16 protein-coding genes are annotated in these 18,028 nt (G+C 38.8%); 10 read left to right on the top strand and 6 right to left on the bottom strand.

The window, feature by feature from the left end; translation table 11 throughout:
- Entirely contained in the window at nucleotides 1-732 is a 732-nt protein-coding gene (locus ACZ430_RS06600; RefSeq protein ID WP_297209803.1) for an MBL fold metallo-hydrolase, read from the top strand.
- A gap of 132 nt (nucleotides 733-864) precedes the next feature.
- Here ACZ430_RS06600 and ACZ430_RS06595 read toward each other — a convergent pair whose 3' ends face one another.
- From ACZ430_RS06595 to ACZ430_RS06570, 6 genes are all read right to left on the bottom strand, one after another.
- The gene (locus ACZ430_RS06595; protein ID WP_464910446.1) at nucleotides 865-2,193 is read right to left on the bottom strand and encodes a Ni/Fe hydrogenase subunit alpha; all 1,329 of its coding nucleotides are present in this window, start codon (nucleotides 2,191-2,193) and stop codon (nucleotides 865-867) included.
- Between the two features lie 2 nt (nucleotides 2,194-2,195).
- Nucleotides 2,196-2,936: an NADH-quinone oxidoreductase subunit B family protein gene (locus tag ACZ430_RS06590; protein WP_297209809.1), complete on the bottom strand. Its 741-nt coding sequence runs from the start codon at nucleotides 2,934-2,936 to the stop codon at nucleotides 2,196-2,198.
- Nucleotides 2,936-3,772 carry an FAD/NAD(P)-binding protein gene (locus ACZ430_RS06585; protein WP_297209812.1) on the bottom strand — a complete coding sequence of 279 codons (837 nt, stop codon included), beginning with the start codon at nucleotides 3,770-3,772 and terminating at the stop codon, nucleotides 2,936-2,938. The genes ACZ430_RS06590 and ACZ430_RS06585 overlap by 1 nt, the downstream gene beginning before the upstream one ends.
- Nucleotides 3,754-4,821, bottom strand: a complete 1,068-nt coding sequence (locus ACZ430_RS06580) for a 4Fe-4S dicluster domain-containing protein (RefSeq protein WP_297209815.1) — start codon at nucleotides 4,819-4,821, stop codon at nucleotides 3,754-3,756. Before ACZ430_RS06580 ends, ACZ430_RS06585 begins: the two co-directional genes overlap by 19 nt.
- Nucleotides 4,822-5,011: 190 nt before the next feature.
- Complete coding sequence (locus tag ACZ430_RS06575; protein ID WP_297209818.1) at nucleotides 5,012-6,595, bottom strand: FMN-binding glutamate synthase family protein; 1,584 nt, start codon at nucleotides 6,593-6,595, stop codon at nucleotides 5,012-5,014.
- 127 nt (nucleotides 6,596-6,722) lie between these two features.
- A complete protein-coding gene (locus tag ACZ430_RS06570; protein WP_297209821.1) occupies nucleotides 6,723-7,985 on the bottom strand; it encodes a helix-turn-helix domain-containing protein in 1,263 nt (420 codons plus the stop codon).
- Nucleotides 7,986-8,229: 244 nt separating this feature from the next.
- Between ACZ430_RS06570 and nifH the strand changes: the two genes are divergently transcribed.
- From nifH to hrcA, 9 genes are all read left to right on the top strand, one after another.
- Nucleotides 8,230-9,054, top strand: a complete 825-nt coding sequence (nifH, locus tag ACZ430_RS06565; RefSeq protein ID WP_297209824.1) for a nitrogenase iron protein — start codon at nucleotides 8,230-8,232, stop codon at nucleotides 9,052-9,054.
- Between the two features lie 13 nt (nucleotides 9,055-9,067).
- Nucleotides 9,068-10,507, top strand: coding sequence for a nitrogenase molybdenum-iron protein alpha chain (gene nifD / locus ACZ430_RS06560; protein ID WP_297209827.1), 1,440 nt, complete (start codon nucleotides 9,068-9,070; stop codon nucleotides 10,505-10,507).
- Entirely contained in the window at nucleotides 10,504-12,015 is a 1,512-nt protein-coding gene (nifK, locus tag ACZ430_RS06555) for a nitrogenase molybdenum-iron protein subunit beta (protein WP_297209829.1), read from the top strand. The genes nifD and nifK overlap by 4 nt, the downstream gene beginning before the upstream one ends.
- Before the next feature lie 9 nt (nucleotides 12,016-12,024).
- Nucleotides 12,025-14,580: a nitrogenase iron-molybdenum cofactor biosynthesis protein NifE gene (gene nifE, locus ACZ430_RS06550; RefSeq protein ID WP_297209833.1), complete on the top strand. Its 2,556-nt coding sequence runs from the start codon at nucleotides 12,025-12,027 to the stop codon at nucleotides 14,578-14,580.
- Nucleotides 14,580-14,981 carry a nitrogen fixation protein NifX gene (gene nifX, locus ACZ430_RS06545; protein ID WP_297209836.1) on the top strand — a complete coding sequence of 134 codons (402 nt, stop codon included), beginning with the start codon at nucleotides 14,580-14,582 and terminating at the stop codon, nucleotides 14,979-14,981. The genes nifE and nifX overlap by 1 nt, the downstream gene beginning before the upstream one ends.
- Nucleotides 14,982-14,983: 2 nt before the next feature.
- Entirely contained in the window at nucleotides 14,984-15,301 is a 318-nt protein-coding gene (locus tag ACZ430_RS06540; protein WP_297209839.1) for a P-II family nitrogen regulator, read from the top strand.
- Nucleotides 15,298-15,717, top strand: coding sequence for a P-II family nitrogen regulator (locus ACZ430_RS06535; protein ID WP_297209842.1), 420 nt, complete (start codon nucleotides 15,298-15,300; stop codon nucleotides 15,715-15,717). Before ACZ430_RS06540 ends, ACZ430_RS06535 begins: the two co-directional genes overlap by 4 nt.
- Nucleotides 15,698-16,579: a radical SAM protein gene (locus ACZ430_RS06530; protein WP_464910445.1), complete on the top strand. Its 882-nt coding sequence runs from the start codon at nucleotides 15,698-15,700 to the stop codon at nucleotides 16,577-16,579. Before ACZ430_RS06535 ends, ACZ430_RS06530 begins: the two co-directional genes overlap by 20 nt.
- Nucleotides 16,580-16,980: 401 nt before the next feature.
- The gene (gene hrcA, locus ACZ430_RS06525; protein WP_464910444.1) at nucleotides 16,981-18,021 is read left to right on the top strand and encodes a heat-inducible transcriptional repressor HrcA; all 1,041 of its coding nucleotides are present in this window, start codon (nucleotides 16,981-16,983) and stop codon (nucleotides 18,019-18,021) included.
- The last annotated feature ends 7 nt before the right edge of the window (nucleotides 18,022-18,028 follow it).

The raw sequence follows: 18,028 nt of genomic DNA, 5'->3' as shown, positions 1-18,028 counted from the left end.
ATGCTTATTGATATTAGAATTCTCTTTGATAACTGTCAAGGCGAGCCTGCTTTTCAATCAGGATTTGGCTACAGTTGTTTCATTAAAAAGAGTTATGGAGGAATTTTATTTGATACAGGCTCAAACTGGGAAACTCTATCTTACAATCTTAAGTTATCAGAGATAAAACCACCCATGATTACAAGGGTGGTTTTATCTCACTGTCATAAAGACCATACTGGAGGATTGGCAGGAATAGTTGACCTCAGAGATGATTTTAATATTTATGCAGGTAAATCTTGGGCAGAAAATCTTTTAAAAGAGGAAGAATTAAAAAAAGTCAATCTTACTCTTGTAGATTCAGAGTCTGTTGAGATAATGAATGGAGTTTATCTAACAGGTGAGTTAGGAGAACAAGTTAAAGAAATATCTCTTGTCATGGACACGGGTGGAGGAATAATTATAGTAACAGGCTGTGCTCATGCAGGATTAAAAGAAATTTTTAAAAAAGCCAAAGAAATAGTGGATGATAAGATTTTTGCTTTGGTAGGAGGTCTTCATCTTAAAGATAAAAAGGAAGAAGAAATTTTTGATTTAATAGATTTTCTAAAAAGTGAGGGGGTTAGATACATAGCACCCTCTCACTGCACAGGAGACCTTGCAAGAAAGCTTTTTAAAGAGGCTTTCCATTCAGGTTTTATTGAAGCAGGAGTGGGTAGTCATATATACATCGGAGGAAGTTGTGAGTATTGATGAGCCTTTTGAGAGTTATGCCACTCAGTATGATGCCTGGTATGACTCTGAAAGGGGAAAAATACTCTGCAACACTATGTTTTTAAAGATTCGGTATATGTATTAAAAGAAACAATTAAGACTACTAAATGATTAATCTCTATTCCCTAATTTAATTACCACCATGTGCACTGAACAGGAAATGCAAGGGTCATAGGCACGAACAAGCATTTCAAGGGAAAGCTTTATTTCTTCAGGAGACTGATTAATTATTTCAGGAACAAGTTTTAGCATATCAAGCTCAATGTTGTGGGTGTTTTGATTTGTTGGAATTATGCAGTTTGCGTTTCTGAATATGCCTCTTTCGTCACACTCATAATGGTGTATGAGCAGTCCCCTTGGAACTTCTACTGCACCAACTCCCTCTCCAGACCTTTGAGGTAAAATACCCTTTTCGTTGATATCAGGAACAACTACTTCGTCATGGTTGATGCCCTTTTGCCAGAGAAGTTCTATAATTCTTATGGCGTCTTCAATGCAATGAACACTCTCAACTATCTGGGCAACGGTGTTTAGATAGGGATTTATGCATTTTGGTTTAAGTCCTAAAGTTACTGCAGCTTCTTTTGCTTTTGGATTAAGTTTCTCGTAATTTAGATTAAATCTTGCAAGAGCACCTACTGCATAGGAGTCTCTGTGCCACTTTGTCCTTTTTGCTGAGGCATAGGGAACTATGAATTCATTTGTCACATTCTTATACTCATACTTACTTACCCTGTATCCATCAGTTGAGCCAATATCACCATAAAGAAGTGGATACTCACCTTCGTCATTTACCAATGCCACATACTCTGTGTCTCTCTCAAACTCGGGAAACTTTAAACCATTAAATAGTTCAACAGTTGCTTCCATATCTTTTTGAAGCTCCACAAGTCTCTTATGCATTTCTTCAAGCTCTACTTCAGAGGGAAGCTTTGTAAATCCACCAACCACTGCTGAGATTGGATGGACGTGTCTTCCAACAAGGATATCGCAGAGTTCATTGCAAAGCCTCTTCATTCGAAGGGCACGTCTTACAACATCGGGATGAGACTTTATAAGAGGGACAAAACTTGGAACTCCCACAAGGTCTGGTGCAACAAGAAGATATATGTGAAGAATGTGGCTATCAAGCTCTTCATAATGAAGTAGTAACTTTCTTAAAAGTGTTGTTTGCTCTGTAGGTTTTATTCCCAAGGCATCTTCCGCTGCCTGAATTGATGCAAGGGTATGTCCACAGGCACATATACCACAGATTCGGCTTGTTATATGAGGTGCCTCATAAATAGAACGGCCTCTTAAGAAAGCCTCAAAAAATCTGGGAGATTCAACAATTTCAAGTCTACAAATCTCAAGCTTTCCATCTTTAACCTCAACTACAATATTTCCGTGTCCTTCAACTCTTGTTAGATAGTTAACATTTATGTTTATATTCTTACTCACTGTTAATCTAACTCCTTACACTTGTTATACATTTCAATTTTCTTGATTAAGAAGTCTTCGGGTATGTTATATTTTTTCAATACTTCTTTAAATCCCTCTGTGTTTGGATTTATTGTAAGCCCTCTACATCCATAGCAGATATTTCCATTGTTAATACACCAAGAATTACATCCTGCCTTTGTTACAGGTCCCATACAGGTAAGGCCTCTATCATACATACATACATTTTCATTTAGTTTGCATTCTACACAAACGGGATATTCAGGCACATAGTAAGGAATACCTTGTAAAATGCATTTAAGAACTGTTATAAATTCTGGCTGATATATGGGGCAACCATTTATAAAATAATCAACAGGAACTACCTGATGAACAGCCTTTGTTTGAAGTGTTGGAAAGAATTTATAGGACTCGCCATATACATATTTACCGACTTCTTCAAGGGGGAAGGAGTTTTTCATTCCATTTACACCACCAATTGTTGCGCAGGAGCCAAGAGCAACAAGGATTTTACTTCTTTCTCTGATTTTTTTTATTCTTTCTACAGCATGTTCATCGGTAATACTTCCCTCTATGAAGGAAACATCAAACTCTCCATCCCACTTCTCTGACATGACCTCTCTGAACTCAACAACTTGAACAATATCAAGAAGGTCAATCAGTGGTTCACCTATATTGGCTACCTGAAGTTGACATCCTTCGCAACAGGCAAAATCAAAAAAAGCAACCTTCGGTTTACTCATTATAGTGCCTCTGCCATATCCATTATTTCTTTAAAGGTAAATACAGGACCATCTTTACAGCAGTAAAGATTCTGTATCTGACATCTACCGCATTTTCCCATGCCGCATTTCATATGTCTTTCAAAGGACAGAAGAATTTGGTCTACCGGTAAACCCTTTGCTAAAAGCTCTTTTATGACAAATTTATACATTACAGGAGGTCCGACCACTGCAGCATAGGTTCTTAAGGGGTCAATATCAACTCCAGGAATAAGGGAGGTAATCAGTCCTACATTTCCCTTCCAGTCAGGGTCTGCTCTATCAACTGTGCAGGCAAAATGTATGTCAAGCCTTTTGCTCCATTCCTCAATTTCATCTTCAAAAAGAAGTTCGCCTGGCGTTTTACATCCAAAGAGAATATGAATTTCACCAAAGTCTCTACGATTATCAATCGAATAAAGTATTAAAGACCGTAAAGGAGCTATTCCGAGTCCTCCAGCAATTATTAGTAAATCGTGTCCTTCGAGACTTTTAATTGGAAATCCGTTACCGTAGGGACCCCTTACTCCGATTATATCGCCTGCTTTTAATTTATGAAGTGAATTAGTTACTTTACCTACTGCTCTTACACAGATTTCAAAGTAATGTCTGTTTAAAGGTGAAGAGCATATAGAGACTGGGATTTCTCCTATGCCCATAAGGGAGACCATTATAAACTGTCCAGGCTCAAAATCAAGCCATGTTTTATCTTCAAAAACTAATTTGAACAACTTTTCTTTTTCCGTTAAGGTTTTAACATCGAGTATCTTAGCTTTTTTGAGATTGTATGGAGAGTCTTTTATAACCACTTTCGCCATATCTTTGCCTCGGATTCTCTTATTAATGAAGTAAGAACTTCTTTGAGATTTATTTTTGCCATACAGGTGCGGGAACATCTACCACAGCCTGTGCAGAATACCATACCATATCGGTCAATATGATATCTAAATTTTCTGTAGAAACGATGTCTCTGTCTGGCAGAACGCTCTTTTCTAAAATCATGCCCACCTGCGACTTTTGCAAAAGGGTCGAGCTGACAGGAAAACCAAACTCTGTAGCGCTCACCTGCTTTGAGAGTTAGGTCTACTTCCTCTTTAATATCAAAGCAGTAACAGGTAGGGCAGACAGCTGTGCAGTTGCCACAGCTAAGACACTTCTGCTCGAGTTCTTTCCATACATTGGCATTAAAAGAACGGTCAAAAAGGTCTGGAAGATATCTTCGTTCAGTTGGAATTTCATTGTTGAATATCTTCATTTTGTTATTTCTAAGGATTTTAAGCTCTTCAAGTTGAGCTATCGAGGCATCTTTAAAAATATCTGTTTTTTCAATTATGTCCATGCCTTTGGAAGAATGAATATGTACTATGAAATATTCACTTAGCTCCGTAAACATTAGGTCATAGCCTGTCGTAGGCATATGTGCCCCTACGAAAGAACAACTCGCATATTCGTCACAGTAATCATTGCATTCTATACCTATTATAGTAACGTGTTTTTTCCTAATCAGATAGGCTGTGTCTTTTGGCTTATCCGAAAGGACCATGTTCAGACACTTTATACCCGCTATATCACAGGTGTGAACTCCAAAGATAATTAGATTTTCGTATTCTGTAACAGGTTCAACCTTTAACTCATCCTCTATGAAGAATTGAAGTATATTCTCTTTTTTAGGGAGAAAAAATTTTTTGGGTGGAATGATAGTTGGTATATACTTAATACTTACTTCATCGGCTGATTTTATATTTTGAAAGACATAATTATTAAATCCTTTGGATACAGGTGCATAAACATTTGCTATTGGTATGAGGCTATTTATAAAATCTTTCAGTAATGACTTTTCCAGTAGCTTATATTGTTCAATTTTCATTGATTCCCCAAAGAAAAAGATTACCCGATTATAAATTTTTTAGAAATTTTTTGTCAACATACGGCAAAAAATTACCGTTTAGTTGCTTTGATTGAAAAAAGAGGAAAAGAGCTATTCGAATAAAATCAGAAGATTAAGGTTATATAGAAAGAGAGAGGTGCTAAGCCTCTCTCTTTCTATAGTGTTATAGTTAGCCGAGAAGGATTTTTTGGGCTTCCTCCATGTCAGCTTCCATGACATACGGAATGCCTGTGACTTCAGCAGCCTCTTTTGTAAGAGCCACAAGGTCGTTTCTGTCGAGATACTCAATTGAGAATTTCCTTGCTCCTGCCATAAGTTGCTTTAGTCCCAGGGTTAATCTGTCTGCAAATGTATACATGGCTATAGCACCCCAAGGAAGCTTTTTGAAGGACTTTCCATATTTGTTTTTGAGTATCTCTGTAGTAATGAAGATTTCCTCTACAGAGTTTCCATATTTTGCTATATCTGCTGGGAGCTTACCGTCCTCATACCACTTCTGAATATTTTTGCCAACGAAAGCGGGTATCATAAGTGCCCTTCCCATGCAAACTGCCTTGAAATATGGTGCTCCGAGGGCTAATGCTTTGAATATATGGTCTTCAAGAGAAAAACCACCTGCGATTGCAAGGTCTGGCACATATTTTTTCTTTTCTGCCAGTTGTTTTGCGAAGTTGTATGCAATAGACTGTAAATAGATAGTTGGAATGCCCCACTCATTCATCATTCTCCAGGGGCTCATTCCTGTTCCGCCTCCAGCACCATCAATGGTTACAAGGTCAATTCCTGCGTCAGAGGCAAAGCGGATTGCTCTTGCAAGGTCAGTAATTCTGTAAGCACCTGTTTTAAGAGATACAAACTTTGCACCTGCTTTTCTGTAATGTTTAACGGCTTTTTCAAAGCTTTCGTATTCTACCATACCAAGTCTTGAGTGTCTCTCGAACTCTTTGAATTCTCCGGCTTTGTAAGCTTTCTGAACAATCGGGTCTTCAGGGTCTGGAAGGACAATATAGCCTCTTCTTTTCAACTCAAGAGCTCTTTCAAGGCTCTTAAGTTTAACCTCTCCACCAATATCCTTTGCTCCCTGTCCCCATTTAAGCTCAATACAACTGACTCCAAGCTTTTCAATGGCGTACTCAGCTGAAGCAAGGCGTGTATCCTCAACGTTTTGTTGAAGAATTATCTCACCATATCCATCATACCAATCCTTAAAGCATTTAACTCTTCTTTCAAGCTCTGGAGATTTTGTGACTTTGCCTTTTTTGTCAAATTCGGCCTTTGGGTCCATTCCAACAACATTCTCACCAATGACTACCATAATTCCTGAAATAGCAGCACCAATTGCAAGGCCTTCCCAGTTGTCCTTTGCTATATCAGTAGAACCTAAAGCACCCGTAAATACAGGCACACGAAGCTTAATCTTATAGTTTTTGCCTATTTCTCTTTCAATGTTGACAGCTGGAAATGTTGCTTTATCAGGGTCTGGTTCAACTCCTACAGCACCAACACAGGTTCCCTGAATATTTAGGTGTGAATAGTCAACGGGGTATTTTTTAGTTGCACCGGCGGTTACTTTTCCAAAGGGAGCTGGATATACTACTTCTCTTCCTCTGAAAGAAGATTTGCCAATCTCACAGAATCCTGGACATCCATCAAGACAGACCGAACAAATTCCTGAATAGGGTGCTGGGTCAGAGACCCTGTTACGAGTTTGTGTTGCCGAACTTGCATTTGGTTGACCTGGAAATACGTTCATATAAATCCTCCTCCTTTTAAAGTATTAATTAAATTTTTATTGAGTTAGTTTAGTATTACTAACTCTTTTGGGCAAAAAAATATCTAAGATAAATTCTTGCCCAAATTCTGCTTATAGATTGCTAAGATTAAATGCTGACTGTTAATAGTTCTACTTTATCACCTCCTTTATTTTGAAGTTTTTGAGGTATAGAGTTTTTTGTATACAGAAAATCTCCTTCAGTGAGGCTAAAATTATTGCCATCTATATTTGCTATCAGTTGACCTTTTTGAATCTGTATGATTTCAGGTTTCTTTTTCATTAAAAACTGGCCATCTAATGAAGAGTTTGGTGGGATAATTACTATTGATACATTGATATTTTCATTGGATATTATCTGATAAATCTCAATATCTGAATGAATCAATGGAGGCTTTGAAAATATGCTTTCTTTTTTGATTACGGGATGCTCTTTAGATTTTTCTTCCTTTAGTATATCGCTTACCTTTACTCCTAAGGCTTCGCATATTTGGAGAAAAGAGGTTAGAGAAGGAACTATCTGATTGTTTTCCATCTGAGAAATAAAGCCTGCCGTAAGATTTACTTTATCTGCCAGCTCTTTTTGGCTTATCTTTTTAGAAATTCTTATTTCTCTTAATTTGCCACCAATGTCTAAGAAGGGCATTGACTCTGCATTTGTTTTTATTAATATTTCATCATTTTCTGTAATTTCATAAGTGTGAGGTTTTAGGGCATCACGATTTTTTCTTCTTGAAAGTTTCAATGCTTTGATAAAGAAGTTATCTTTTCTTCTGTAAAGTTCAAGGACAACCTGCGTTATATGTCTTATATTAGCTTTGAATTTCTGACTGTGGGCATCCCTTTCCAATATCCAATAGGCTATGCTCTCGAGGTCAAAAAGCCTGGGGCACATGTATGTAAAGAAATTATGGGTTTGACCCTCGTCTTTTACTAAATTTTGAATTCCTGTAAGACTGTCAAAAACATATACTGTCGGAGAGTTTATTTTGCTTTCTATTTCATTTATAGCTTCTGTAAGTTCATCGAGATTGCAAGGATGAATAAGCTTGATAATATTAACCCTATTGCTAATTTCATCATAGTTTCTTAGGAAAGTAGAGTCATTTTTGCCCTTTCCAGCGGTAAATCCGTCTATTATATGAAATTTTTCGTTAACATAGCTGCCGAATTCTTTTATAAGGGTAGGAACAGATTTATTGAAGCTTACATAGATAATCTCTTTTGCTTCCTTTGCCGATGTCTCTATGAATTTTCTTATGAATATCTCATAGGAAGTGCCTGAATCTACCTCCCAGACTACATTATCGCCGAGATAGATATAGTCAATAAGACAGTCTAAGCCATTTATGCCTGTAGATACTTTTTGCACGGTAAACGGTTGCCTCTTAGAGATAGATTTTAGTAATACTAAAAATTTTTTGTCAAGTTTATTTCCCTTCATATAAAAAACAGAAAAATTCAAAAATGTATTTAATGACAAAAATAGAAAGTCTAATATACAAAAATGTAGTAAATTTTTGAGTTACATTTTTAAAAATCCAAATTTTTCAATCTGTTAAAGAATGGCATATGATTTGAAAACAGAAAATAAAAACTTTTTCAGGAGGTTTGTTATGAGACAGATAGCTATTTATGGAAAAGGAGGAATTGGTAAGTCAACGACAACTCAAAATACTGTTTCTGCCCTTGCAGAGGCGGGATACAGGTGCATGATTGTGGGCTGTGACCCTAAGGCTGACTCAACAAGACTTATACTGCATCGAAAAAATCAGGCAACCGTTATGGACCTTGCAAGAGAAAAGGGTGCTGTTGAGGATTTGGAGCTTGAAGAGGTTTTACTTGAAGGGTTCAAAGGTGTTAAATGCGTTGAATCAGGTGGACCTGAGCCAGGAGTTGGCTGTGCTGGTAGAGGAGTAATAACGGCAATTAATTTCCTTGAGGAAAACGGAGCATATACCTCAGACCTGGACTTTGTTTTCTATGATGTGCTCGGTGACGTTGTCTGCGGTGGTTTTGCCATGCCAATCAGAGAAGGTAAGGCTAAGGAGATATACATTGTTACCTCTGGAGAGATGATGGCAATCTATGCGGCAAACAATATCTCAAGGGGAATTCTCAAGTATGCCCAAAGCGGTGGTGTAAGGCTTGGTGGATTAATTTGTAACTCAAGAAAGGTAGATAGGGAATACGAGCTTGTATCTGAGTTTGCTGAAAGACTGGGCACACAGCTTCTTCATTTCATCCCAAGGGACAACATGGTTCAGAAGGCTGAACTTAACCGAATGACCGTTGTTGAGTATGCACCAGAGCATCCTCAGGCAGATGAATACAGAGCATTGGCAAAAAAGATGGCAGAAAATAAAAATCTCTATATTCCTACTCCTTTGACAATGGATGAACTTGAAGATTTGCTTGCAAAATACGGATTTTTAGATTAAAAGGAGGAATAAAATGACAAGGATTATTGAACAGGATACACAAAGAATAGTTGATGAGGTCTTAGAAGTATATCCTGAGAAGACAAAAAAGGAGAGGAAAAAGCATCTCCTTGCCAATGACCCTGAATGTAGTTCCTCCACATGTGGTCTTAAATCAAATGTAAAGAGCCGTCCTGGTGTTATGACCTCCCGTGGGTGTGCCTATGCAGGCTCAAAGGGTGTTGTATGGGGTCCCATAAAGGACATGATTCACATAAGTCACGGTCCTGTTGGTTGCGGTCAGTATAGTTGGTGGTCAAGAAGAAATTATTACACTGGTAAAACAGGCATAAATGCCTTTGGTGCCATGCATATTACCTCTGATTTTCAGGAAAATGACATAGTTTTTGGAGGAGATAAAAAGCTTGAGCAACTTTGCAGAGAGATTAGGGAGATTTTTCCATTGGCTAAAGGTATTAGTATCCAATGCGAATGTCCTGTAGGTCTAATCGGCGATGACATTGAAAGTGTTGCCCGTAAAATGACAAAGGAACTTGGAATACCTGTGATTCCTGTAAGATGCGAGGGTTTCCGTGGTATAAGTCAGTCCCTTGGACATCACATTGCCAATGACAGCATTAGAGATTGGGTTTTGGGTAAGGTTAAGGGAATTCTTGAAAAGGAAACTCCATATGATGTGCTCATTCTTGGTGATTACAACATTGGTGGCGAGGCATGGTCTTCAAGAAAGATTCTTGAGGAGATGGGTTTGAGAGTTATTGCCCAGATTCCCGGAGACTGCACACTCAATGAGCTTACAAACATGCCAAGACCAAAGCTTATACTGGTTCACTGCTACAGGTCAACAAATTATATAGCCCGTTACATGGAGGAAAACTTTGGAATTCCTTGGATGGAGTATAACTTTTTTGGTCCCACAAAGATATACGAAAGCATGAGAAAGATTGCCAAAAGATTTGACGAAAAAATAATTGAGCAGACTGAAAAGGTCATAGAAAAATACAAACCCCTAATGGATTCAGTTATTGAACAGTATAGACCACGACTCGAAGGCAAAAGAGTCATGCTCTATGTGGGAGGACTTCGTCCGAGACATATTGTCGGTGCCTATGAGGACTTAGGAATGGTTGTTGTTGCCACAGGTTATGAGTTTGCCCACAGAGATGACTATGAAAGAACCTATCCTGAGCTTCCTAAGAACTCTCTTATTTATGACGACCCTCCTCATTACGAACTTGAGAACTTTGCCGATGCTCTGAAGCCTGACTTGGTAGGCTCGGGAATAAAGGAAAAATATGTCTACCATAAGATGGGAATTCCTTTCAGACAGATGCATTCCTGGGATTACTCGGGACCTTATCATGGATTTGATGGCTTTCCTGTTTTTGCCCGAGACATGGACATGGCAGTTAACAACCCTTCGTGGAAGCTTATAAGGAGGAAAGGAAGATGAAAGTTCAAGACCACGTAAAACTTTACAGACGAGAAGACTACGAAAAACTCTTCAGAGACAAGAGGGAGTTTGAATGTCCCTACCCTGAAGAGGAGGTAAAGAAGGTAGAGGAGTATACAAAAACAGAGGAATACAGAGAGAAAAACTTTAACCGTAAGGCACTTACAATCAATCCAGCTAAGGCATGCCAACCCCTTGGTGCAGTGCTGTGTGCCTTAGGATTTAAGGACACTATGCCCTTTGTTCATGGCTCACAGGGATGTGTTGCCTACTTTAGAAGTCACCTAAGCAGACATTTTAAAGAGCCTGTGCCTGCAGTTTCTACGTCAATGACCGAGGATGCTGCCGTCTTTGGTGGCTTAAGTAACATGATTGAAGGGCTTGAGAATGCCTATGCCCTGTATAAACCAAAGATGTTTGCAATTTCAACAACCTGTATGGCTGAGGTAATAGGGGATGACCTTAATGCTTTCATAAAAAAGGCAAAGCAGCAGGGTATTATTCCCGAAGACTTACCAACTCCCTATGCAAATACTCCAAGTTTTACGGGCTCTCACATAAACGGCTATGATGCCATGCTTAAAGGTATATTGAGTTACGCCACGCAGGGATTGAGGGCTATAAAGGGAGAAAAGATTAACCTAATTCTTGGTTTTGATACCTATTCGGGAAACTACAGAGAAATAAAGAGAATTCTAAACATGATGGGGGTGCCCCATATAATTCTTGCTGACATAAGCGATAGCCTTGATTCTCCCAATTTTGGTGATTACGAAATGTATCCAGGTGGAACTTCTCTCGAAGAATTAAGGGATTCTATAAACTCAAAGGCAACTCTGTCACTACAGAAATACTCTAGCCTAAAGACAGGTGAATTCATAAAGGAATCCTGGGGACAGCCCTTTGTAAATGTTCCCTATCCTATAGGAATTAGAAACACAGACCTGTTTATCGATACAGTGAAAGACCTCACTGGAAAGGAGATTCCTCAAGAACTAATTGAGGAAAGAGGCAGAGTAGTAGATGCAATTATTGACTCCTATGCCTACATTCATGGGAAACGATTTGCCCTCATAGGTGACCCTGACCTACTACTTGGACTATTAAGCTTTATTCTTGAACTTGGTGGAATTCCTGTTCATATTGTTTGCACTAATGGAGACGAAGACTTTGAGAGAGAAGCCTATGCTCTACTTCAAAGGGAGCCTCTTTTTGGTTCAGAAGGAAAGGTTTACATAAAAAAGGACATGTGGCATCTTAGGTCTCTTCTTTTTACTGAGCCTGTTGACCTTCTGATTGGTAACTCCTACTGTAAAGCCCTTTGGAAAGATACTGGAATACCATTAATCAGAGTAGGCTTTCCGATTTTTGACAGACATCATATGCATAGATATCCAATCCTCGGTTATCAGGGAGCATTGAATCTCCTTACATTAATCGTAAACACTGTTCTTGATGAGCTCGACAGGGAAACAAAGGATTCACCAAGCTTTGATGTAATTAGATAGGAGGATACTGTGTATCTTGAAACAATAGAAAGAAAAAGCGAAGAAAAACAGCGGCAACACAAGGTATGCCGCTCAAGGGGTGGTGAGTCCTGTGCCTTTGATGGAGCAATGATTGTGCTACAGCCGATTGCCGATGCAGTCCATTTAGTGCACGGTCCCATATCCTGCTCAGCTAACTCCTTTGAAGGAAGGGGAACTCTATCAGACAGGGGTTCTTTCCATAAAAGGGGATTTACCACAGACCTGAGGGAGCTTGACCTGATAGTGGGAAGTGAGCAGAGGCTTCTTAAAGTAATAGAGCATATTGTAGAGGAGACTAATCCTCAGGCAATATTTGTTTACTCAACCTGTGTTACAGGCTTACTCGGTGAGGACTTAGAGAGAATTTGTAGAGATGCCGAGAAAAAATTTGGAGTAGACATAATCCCTGTAAATGCACCTGGTTTCATCGGACCTAAGAACTTGGGAAACCGTATTGCCGGAGAGGTTTTGCTCGATTACGTAATAGGCAGAGAAGAGCCACCCTTTACAACTGATAGAGACATTAACATAATTGGCGAGTATAACATTGCCGGAGACCAGTATCTTATTGAACCTTTGCTTGAGGAAGCTGGATTTAGGATTCTTTCAAGAATAACTGGTAATTCAACTTACAGAGAGATAAAATGGGCACATAGAGCAAAGCTAAATCTGATTGTCTGTAGCCGAGCCCTTGTAAACATTGGAATTGAGATGGAGAAAAAGTATGGAATTCCATATGTAGAGGTTTCTTTTTTCGGAAAAACTGAGACTGCAAAGGCGCTAAGAGATATTGCAAGGGTTCTCGATAAGGATGGAACTTTAACTGAAAAAGTAGAGAGACTGATTCAGAGGGAGGAGGTAAAGCTTGGAGATGGATTAAAAAGATTTGGAAACCTAATTGGTAAAAGGGCAGTCCTCTACACAGGTGGAGTTAAGTCCTGGTCTATGGTTTCAGCTTTAAAGGACATAGGCATAGAGGTTGTAGGAGTAGGCACAAAAAAGAGCACCTATGACGATGAAGAAAAGATTAGGGAACTTGTAAGTGAAGACTGCCTCCTCTTTGAGGATACTTCGCCAGCTAATATTTTGAAAATTATGAAAGATAAGAAGGCAGAGATTCTTGTTGCCGGCGGAAGAAACCTATACCTCGGCGTTAAAGAGGGAATTCCCTTTGTTGATGTAAATCAGGAACGTCATAGGGCATACGCAGGTTACAAAGGACTCCTTAATCTTGCCGAAGATATAAGTAGAGCCATTGAATTTTACTCAAAAGATAAAATTAATAGGAGACCACTATCAATTAAGTTAAAGAAGGGCTTTATAGACCCCCTTAAGAACTCTCCCTTTGTTGGTGCTGCCATGGCTTTGCAGGGAATAGACAGAACAGTGCCTCTTCTACATACTGCACAGGGATGTAACTTCCTTGGAAAGGTATTGCTTATAAAGCATTTTCGGGAACCGATTGTGATGAACACGACAAAGCTTTTTACCGAGGAAGTAGTAATGGGAGGAGAGGAAAAGCTAAAGAGTAACATTTTAAGTTTCAAGAAAAAGGGAGCCCAGTTAGTTGCTGTAATTACCGGAGCGCTCTCTCACATGAAAGGAGAGGACATTGAGGCTGTAATAACTCCACTAAGGGATGATACCTTTAAAGTCCTACACATACCAATTCCTGATTATGAGGGTTCTCTTGAGTATGGTTATACAAAGGCAGTTGAAGGAGTTTTGAGTCTTATTCCTGAAAGTGATTACAAGAAGAAAAAGGGACAGATTAACGTTATTACAGGAGGACATCTTACACCAGCTGACTTTTCTGATTTGAGAGAGACCTTTGAAATTTTTGGTTTGAGACCGATAATCCTGCCAGACCTTTCTCAGCTTGATGGAAGTAGAGGCTTTTCAGGAATTACTAAGGGAGGATTAACTCTCTCAGAGATAGAGGAGATGGCTTCCTCAGAGTTCACAGTAGTAATTGGAAGAAGCTTAAAGGGTGCAGGGGAGATGCTTAGAGAAAAATTCGGAATTGAATACAGAGTATTCGATAGCCTTATGGGAGTAAACTCTAACGATGAGTTTTTTGAGTTTCTCTCCCTTTTAAGCGGTAACGTAATACCTGAGAAGATTAAAAGGCAGAGAAGGATACTAATTGACGGTATGAGAGATGCCCAGTTTTATGTGGCAGGAAGGAAGGCTGCAGTAGCTACAGAGCCTGATTTGGCATTAGGGCTTTCTGAAATTCTAAATGAAGCAGGATTAGATTTAGAGCTTGTTGTGCTTCCAATTGGCGGTGAGCTCTTAGAGAAAATTCAGTCTAAGGAAGTACTAATTGGAAGTCTCTCTGACCTGGAAGGTGATTTTGAACTCCTTCTTTCAAACAGTCATGCCGAGGAGAGAGCAAGGAAGTTAGGCGCAGTTCTTCTTGAGATAGGTTTTCCAGTATATAAAAGCCTTGGCTATCCTCAGAAAGTTACAATTGGCTACAGGGGAAGCCTAAATCTTATAAACGAAATGGCTAATTTGTTGCTAAGAAGGGAGGTGCACTGATGAAAGTAGCCTTTGCATCTACAGACGGAGTAAGGGTGAATGAGCATTTTGGAAGGTCTGGTCAGTTTGTGGTCTATGAAGTAGAGGAAGATGGCTACAAATTCATAGAGATAAGAAAGTTTTCAGAAGGCAGGGACAGGGCAATTGAGGAGAGCAAGGATACTCCAGAAGTTCACAATGACCTTGTATGGGATAAAGTGAAGGCTCTATCGGACTGTAAGATTATCTACATGACCGAGATAGGACCGCCTTCTGCTGCAAGGCTCTCTCAGAAGGGAATTATGCCCCTTAAAGTAAAGGAGGGAAGCTCAATTGAGGAATGTCTTGAAAAACTTTACGAAACAATAAAAACATCGCCACCACCATGGCTAAAAAAATTACTTAATAAAAAGGAGGAATAACTATGAAAATGATTAGAGCATTCATAAGACCAGAGAAAGAGCAGGAAGTAGTCCTTGCCCTTGAAGGTGCAGGATATCCATCTCTAACAAAGATGCCTGTTTTTGGAAGGGGAAAACAGAAAGGACTTCAAGTAGGACCAGTTCACTACGATGAACTTCCAAAAACGCTTCTCATGATGGTTGTAGACGATGAGGATGTCGATAAAGTAGTAAAAATTATTGAAGATAAGGCTCGGACAGGATTCATTGGTGATGGAAAGATTTTTATAAGCCCTGTTGAAAGAGCCTTTACGATAAGAACAGGAAAGGAGGGACTATGAAAGAGATTGTGGCAATAATAAGAAGAGATAAAACACCTGTAACAAAGAAGGCACTGGAGGAACTTGGCTTTCCATCTCTCACTCTTCAGGGTGTTGAAGGTAGAGGAAAACAGAAAGGTGATGCCTGCATAGAAGAGCTTGACTCAGACTTGCCTGAAAGCTACTGCACTGCCGTGAAACTAAAACCTACTCCTTCAACCTATGCCCTTGAACACAGTCTTCCTAAGGTAGCCCTTTTTGTGCCTAAGAGAATGCTTACAATAATTGCTCCAGACCATATGGTTGAGCCAATTGTAGAAAAAATAATGGAAGTAAACAGAACAGGAAAACATGGTGATGGAAAAATATTTGTTTGCCCTGTAGAGAAGGCAATAAGATTAAGGACAGGTGAGGAGGATGAAAGGGCAATTTCATAAAAATGAAGCATTGAGGAGACATCCCTGCTTTTCCGAGGAAGCCCATGGAAGATGGGGAAGACTCCATCTTCCTGTGGCTCCCAAGTGTAACATTAGTTGTAATTACTGTGACAGAAAATTTGACTGTGTTAATGAGTCAAGACCAGGAGTTTCAAGCAGGGTGTTAACTCCCTCTGAAGCTTTGGAGAGAGTTTTAGTTGCAATGGAAAGACAGAGAATCTCTGTTGTAGGTGTGGCAGGTCCTGGAGACCCTCTTGCAAATAGGGCAACAATTGAGTTTTTTAGTTTAGTAAAGAAAGAAATTCCCCATACTCTTATCTGTCTTTCAACAAATGGACTTGAACTCCCTAATAAAGTTGAAATTCTTAGGGAACTCGGAGTCTTCTCAGTGACAGTAACTGTTAATGCATTAAAAGTCTCCTCAGCAGAGAAAATCTATTCATGGGCATTTTATGATGGGAAGTTAATGAAGGGAAGGGAGGCTGCGGAAGCTATCATTGAAAATCAATGGAAGGGTTTGGAGAAGATAAGAAAAGCAGGATTTCATGTAAAGGTTAACTCTGTCCTTATTCCAAGCATTAATGAGGGAGAATTAGAATTGATTGCAACGAAGGCTCAAAAGCTCGGGGTTGATGCGATGAACATAATTCCTCTAATTCCAAATGGAAGGTTCAGAGAGATGCAAAGACCCTCTTGTGAACAGTTGGAAAGGATAAGAAAGAGTTGTGGAAAGTATCTCCCTCAGATAAGACACTGTAAGCAATGTCGAGCTGATGCCTTTGGAAGCCTTGATGAAGACAGAGACATGGAACTTGAAATGATAAACAATGCTCTGTCCTTTGACTATTGCGAAGCTGTCTAAAGCAATAACCAGGCATCGTAGGATTTAAAACAACCCCCTCCTCTTTCAAATCCTGCATGCCTGGATTTTTAAAGATTCTTTTTTGGAAAGTATGGAACAATTTAAGTCAATATTATTTCAAACTATACTTAAAAGACTGAAATCTGGCACAGAAGAAATATAGTTGAAAGAATTGCCTCATTTATTGAGATAAAATCAATGCCTCATTTATTGAGATAAAATCAATGCATCATTTTACTATGGAACTTTATCTAAAAGAATTGGTGCAACGTTAAGATATTTTTGAGTTTTTTTATGTTACCAATGAAGAGGCATTCTCTATTAATATTTGACTTTTTAAGAAATTTCGTGCTAATTTTAAGTGTTAGCACTTTAATATGGGGAGTGCTAAAAGGTGAAATATGATGCTTGACGAAAGAGCTAAAAAAGTTCTCTGTGCAGTGGTAGAGTCATATATTGAAAAGCCTGAACCAGTAGGCTCGAGATATATAATGAAGAGATATGGGTTCGATGTTTGCTCTGCCACTATACGGAATATTATGTCAGACTTAGAAGACGAGGGCTTTCTTTTTCAGCCTCATACCTCGGCAGGAAGATTACCTACAGACAGGGCATACAGGTTTTATGTAAACTACATTTTTCAGGAATATCTTCGCAAGAAAACAGAGGAAATAAAGAAAAATATTGAAAATCTGACAAAGAAATTAAGGAAATTAAGAAATGATATGAATTCTCTCTTTATGGAAACAACACAAAGTCTCTCGCAGGCTACTAAATATTTAGGACTTGCCCTTCTGCCTGAGACTGACAAAACTGCTTTGCACAGAGTTGATTTTATAAAGTTCAAAGACGATCTTGTCATTGCCATAGTTGTCAATGACAAGGGAATTGTGAAGAACAAAATAATAAAAGCAAATCATGAAATATCTCAGCAAGAACTGAACAGTTTGGCTGATTTTGTAAATAGCAACTATAAAGGGAAATCCTTAGATGAAATAAGAGAGGATTTGTTTAGCCGATTAAAAAGAGAAAAAATCTTTTGGGATAATCTAATTTCAAAGATTTTAAAAATGTGTCAGGAGGCATTGTATTTCTCGAGAGAAGATGTATTTGTATCGGGACTTTACAACATAATGCATCTACCTGACTTTTCAGACATTGAGAAATTAAGGGAGGTTGCAAAGACAATTCAAGACAGACATCTGCTTATTAAATTATTTGAGAACATACCGGAAGATGAAGAAGAAATAAAGATTATAATAGGAGATGAAAATCCAATTGAGGAATTCAGAAATTTCAGCATAATAGCTTCACCGTATAAAGAAAAAGATAAATCTCTGGGAATTATCGCTCTTGTAGGTCCTAAGAGAATGGATTATCAGAAAGCTATAATGCTTGTGAACATATTTGCCAAATCTGTTACAAATGCTTTATCAGAATAGGAGGAGA

The sequence above is a fragment of the Thermodesulfovibrio sp. TK500a genome (assembly GCF_055381765.1).
This window is presented reverse-complemented; position numbering and strand designations above follow the sequence as displayed.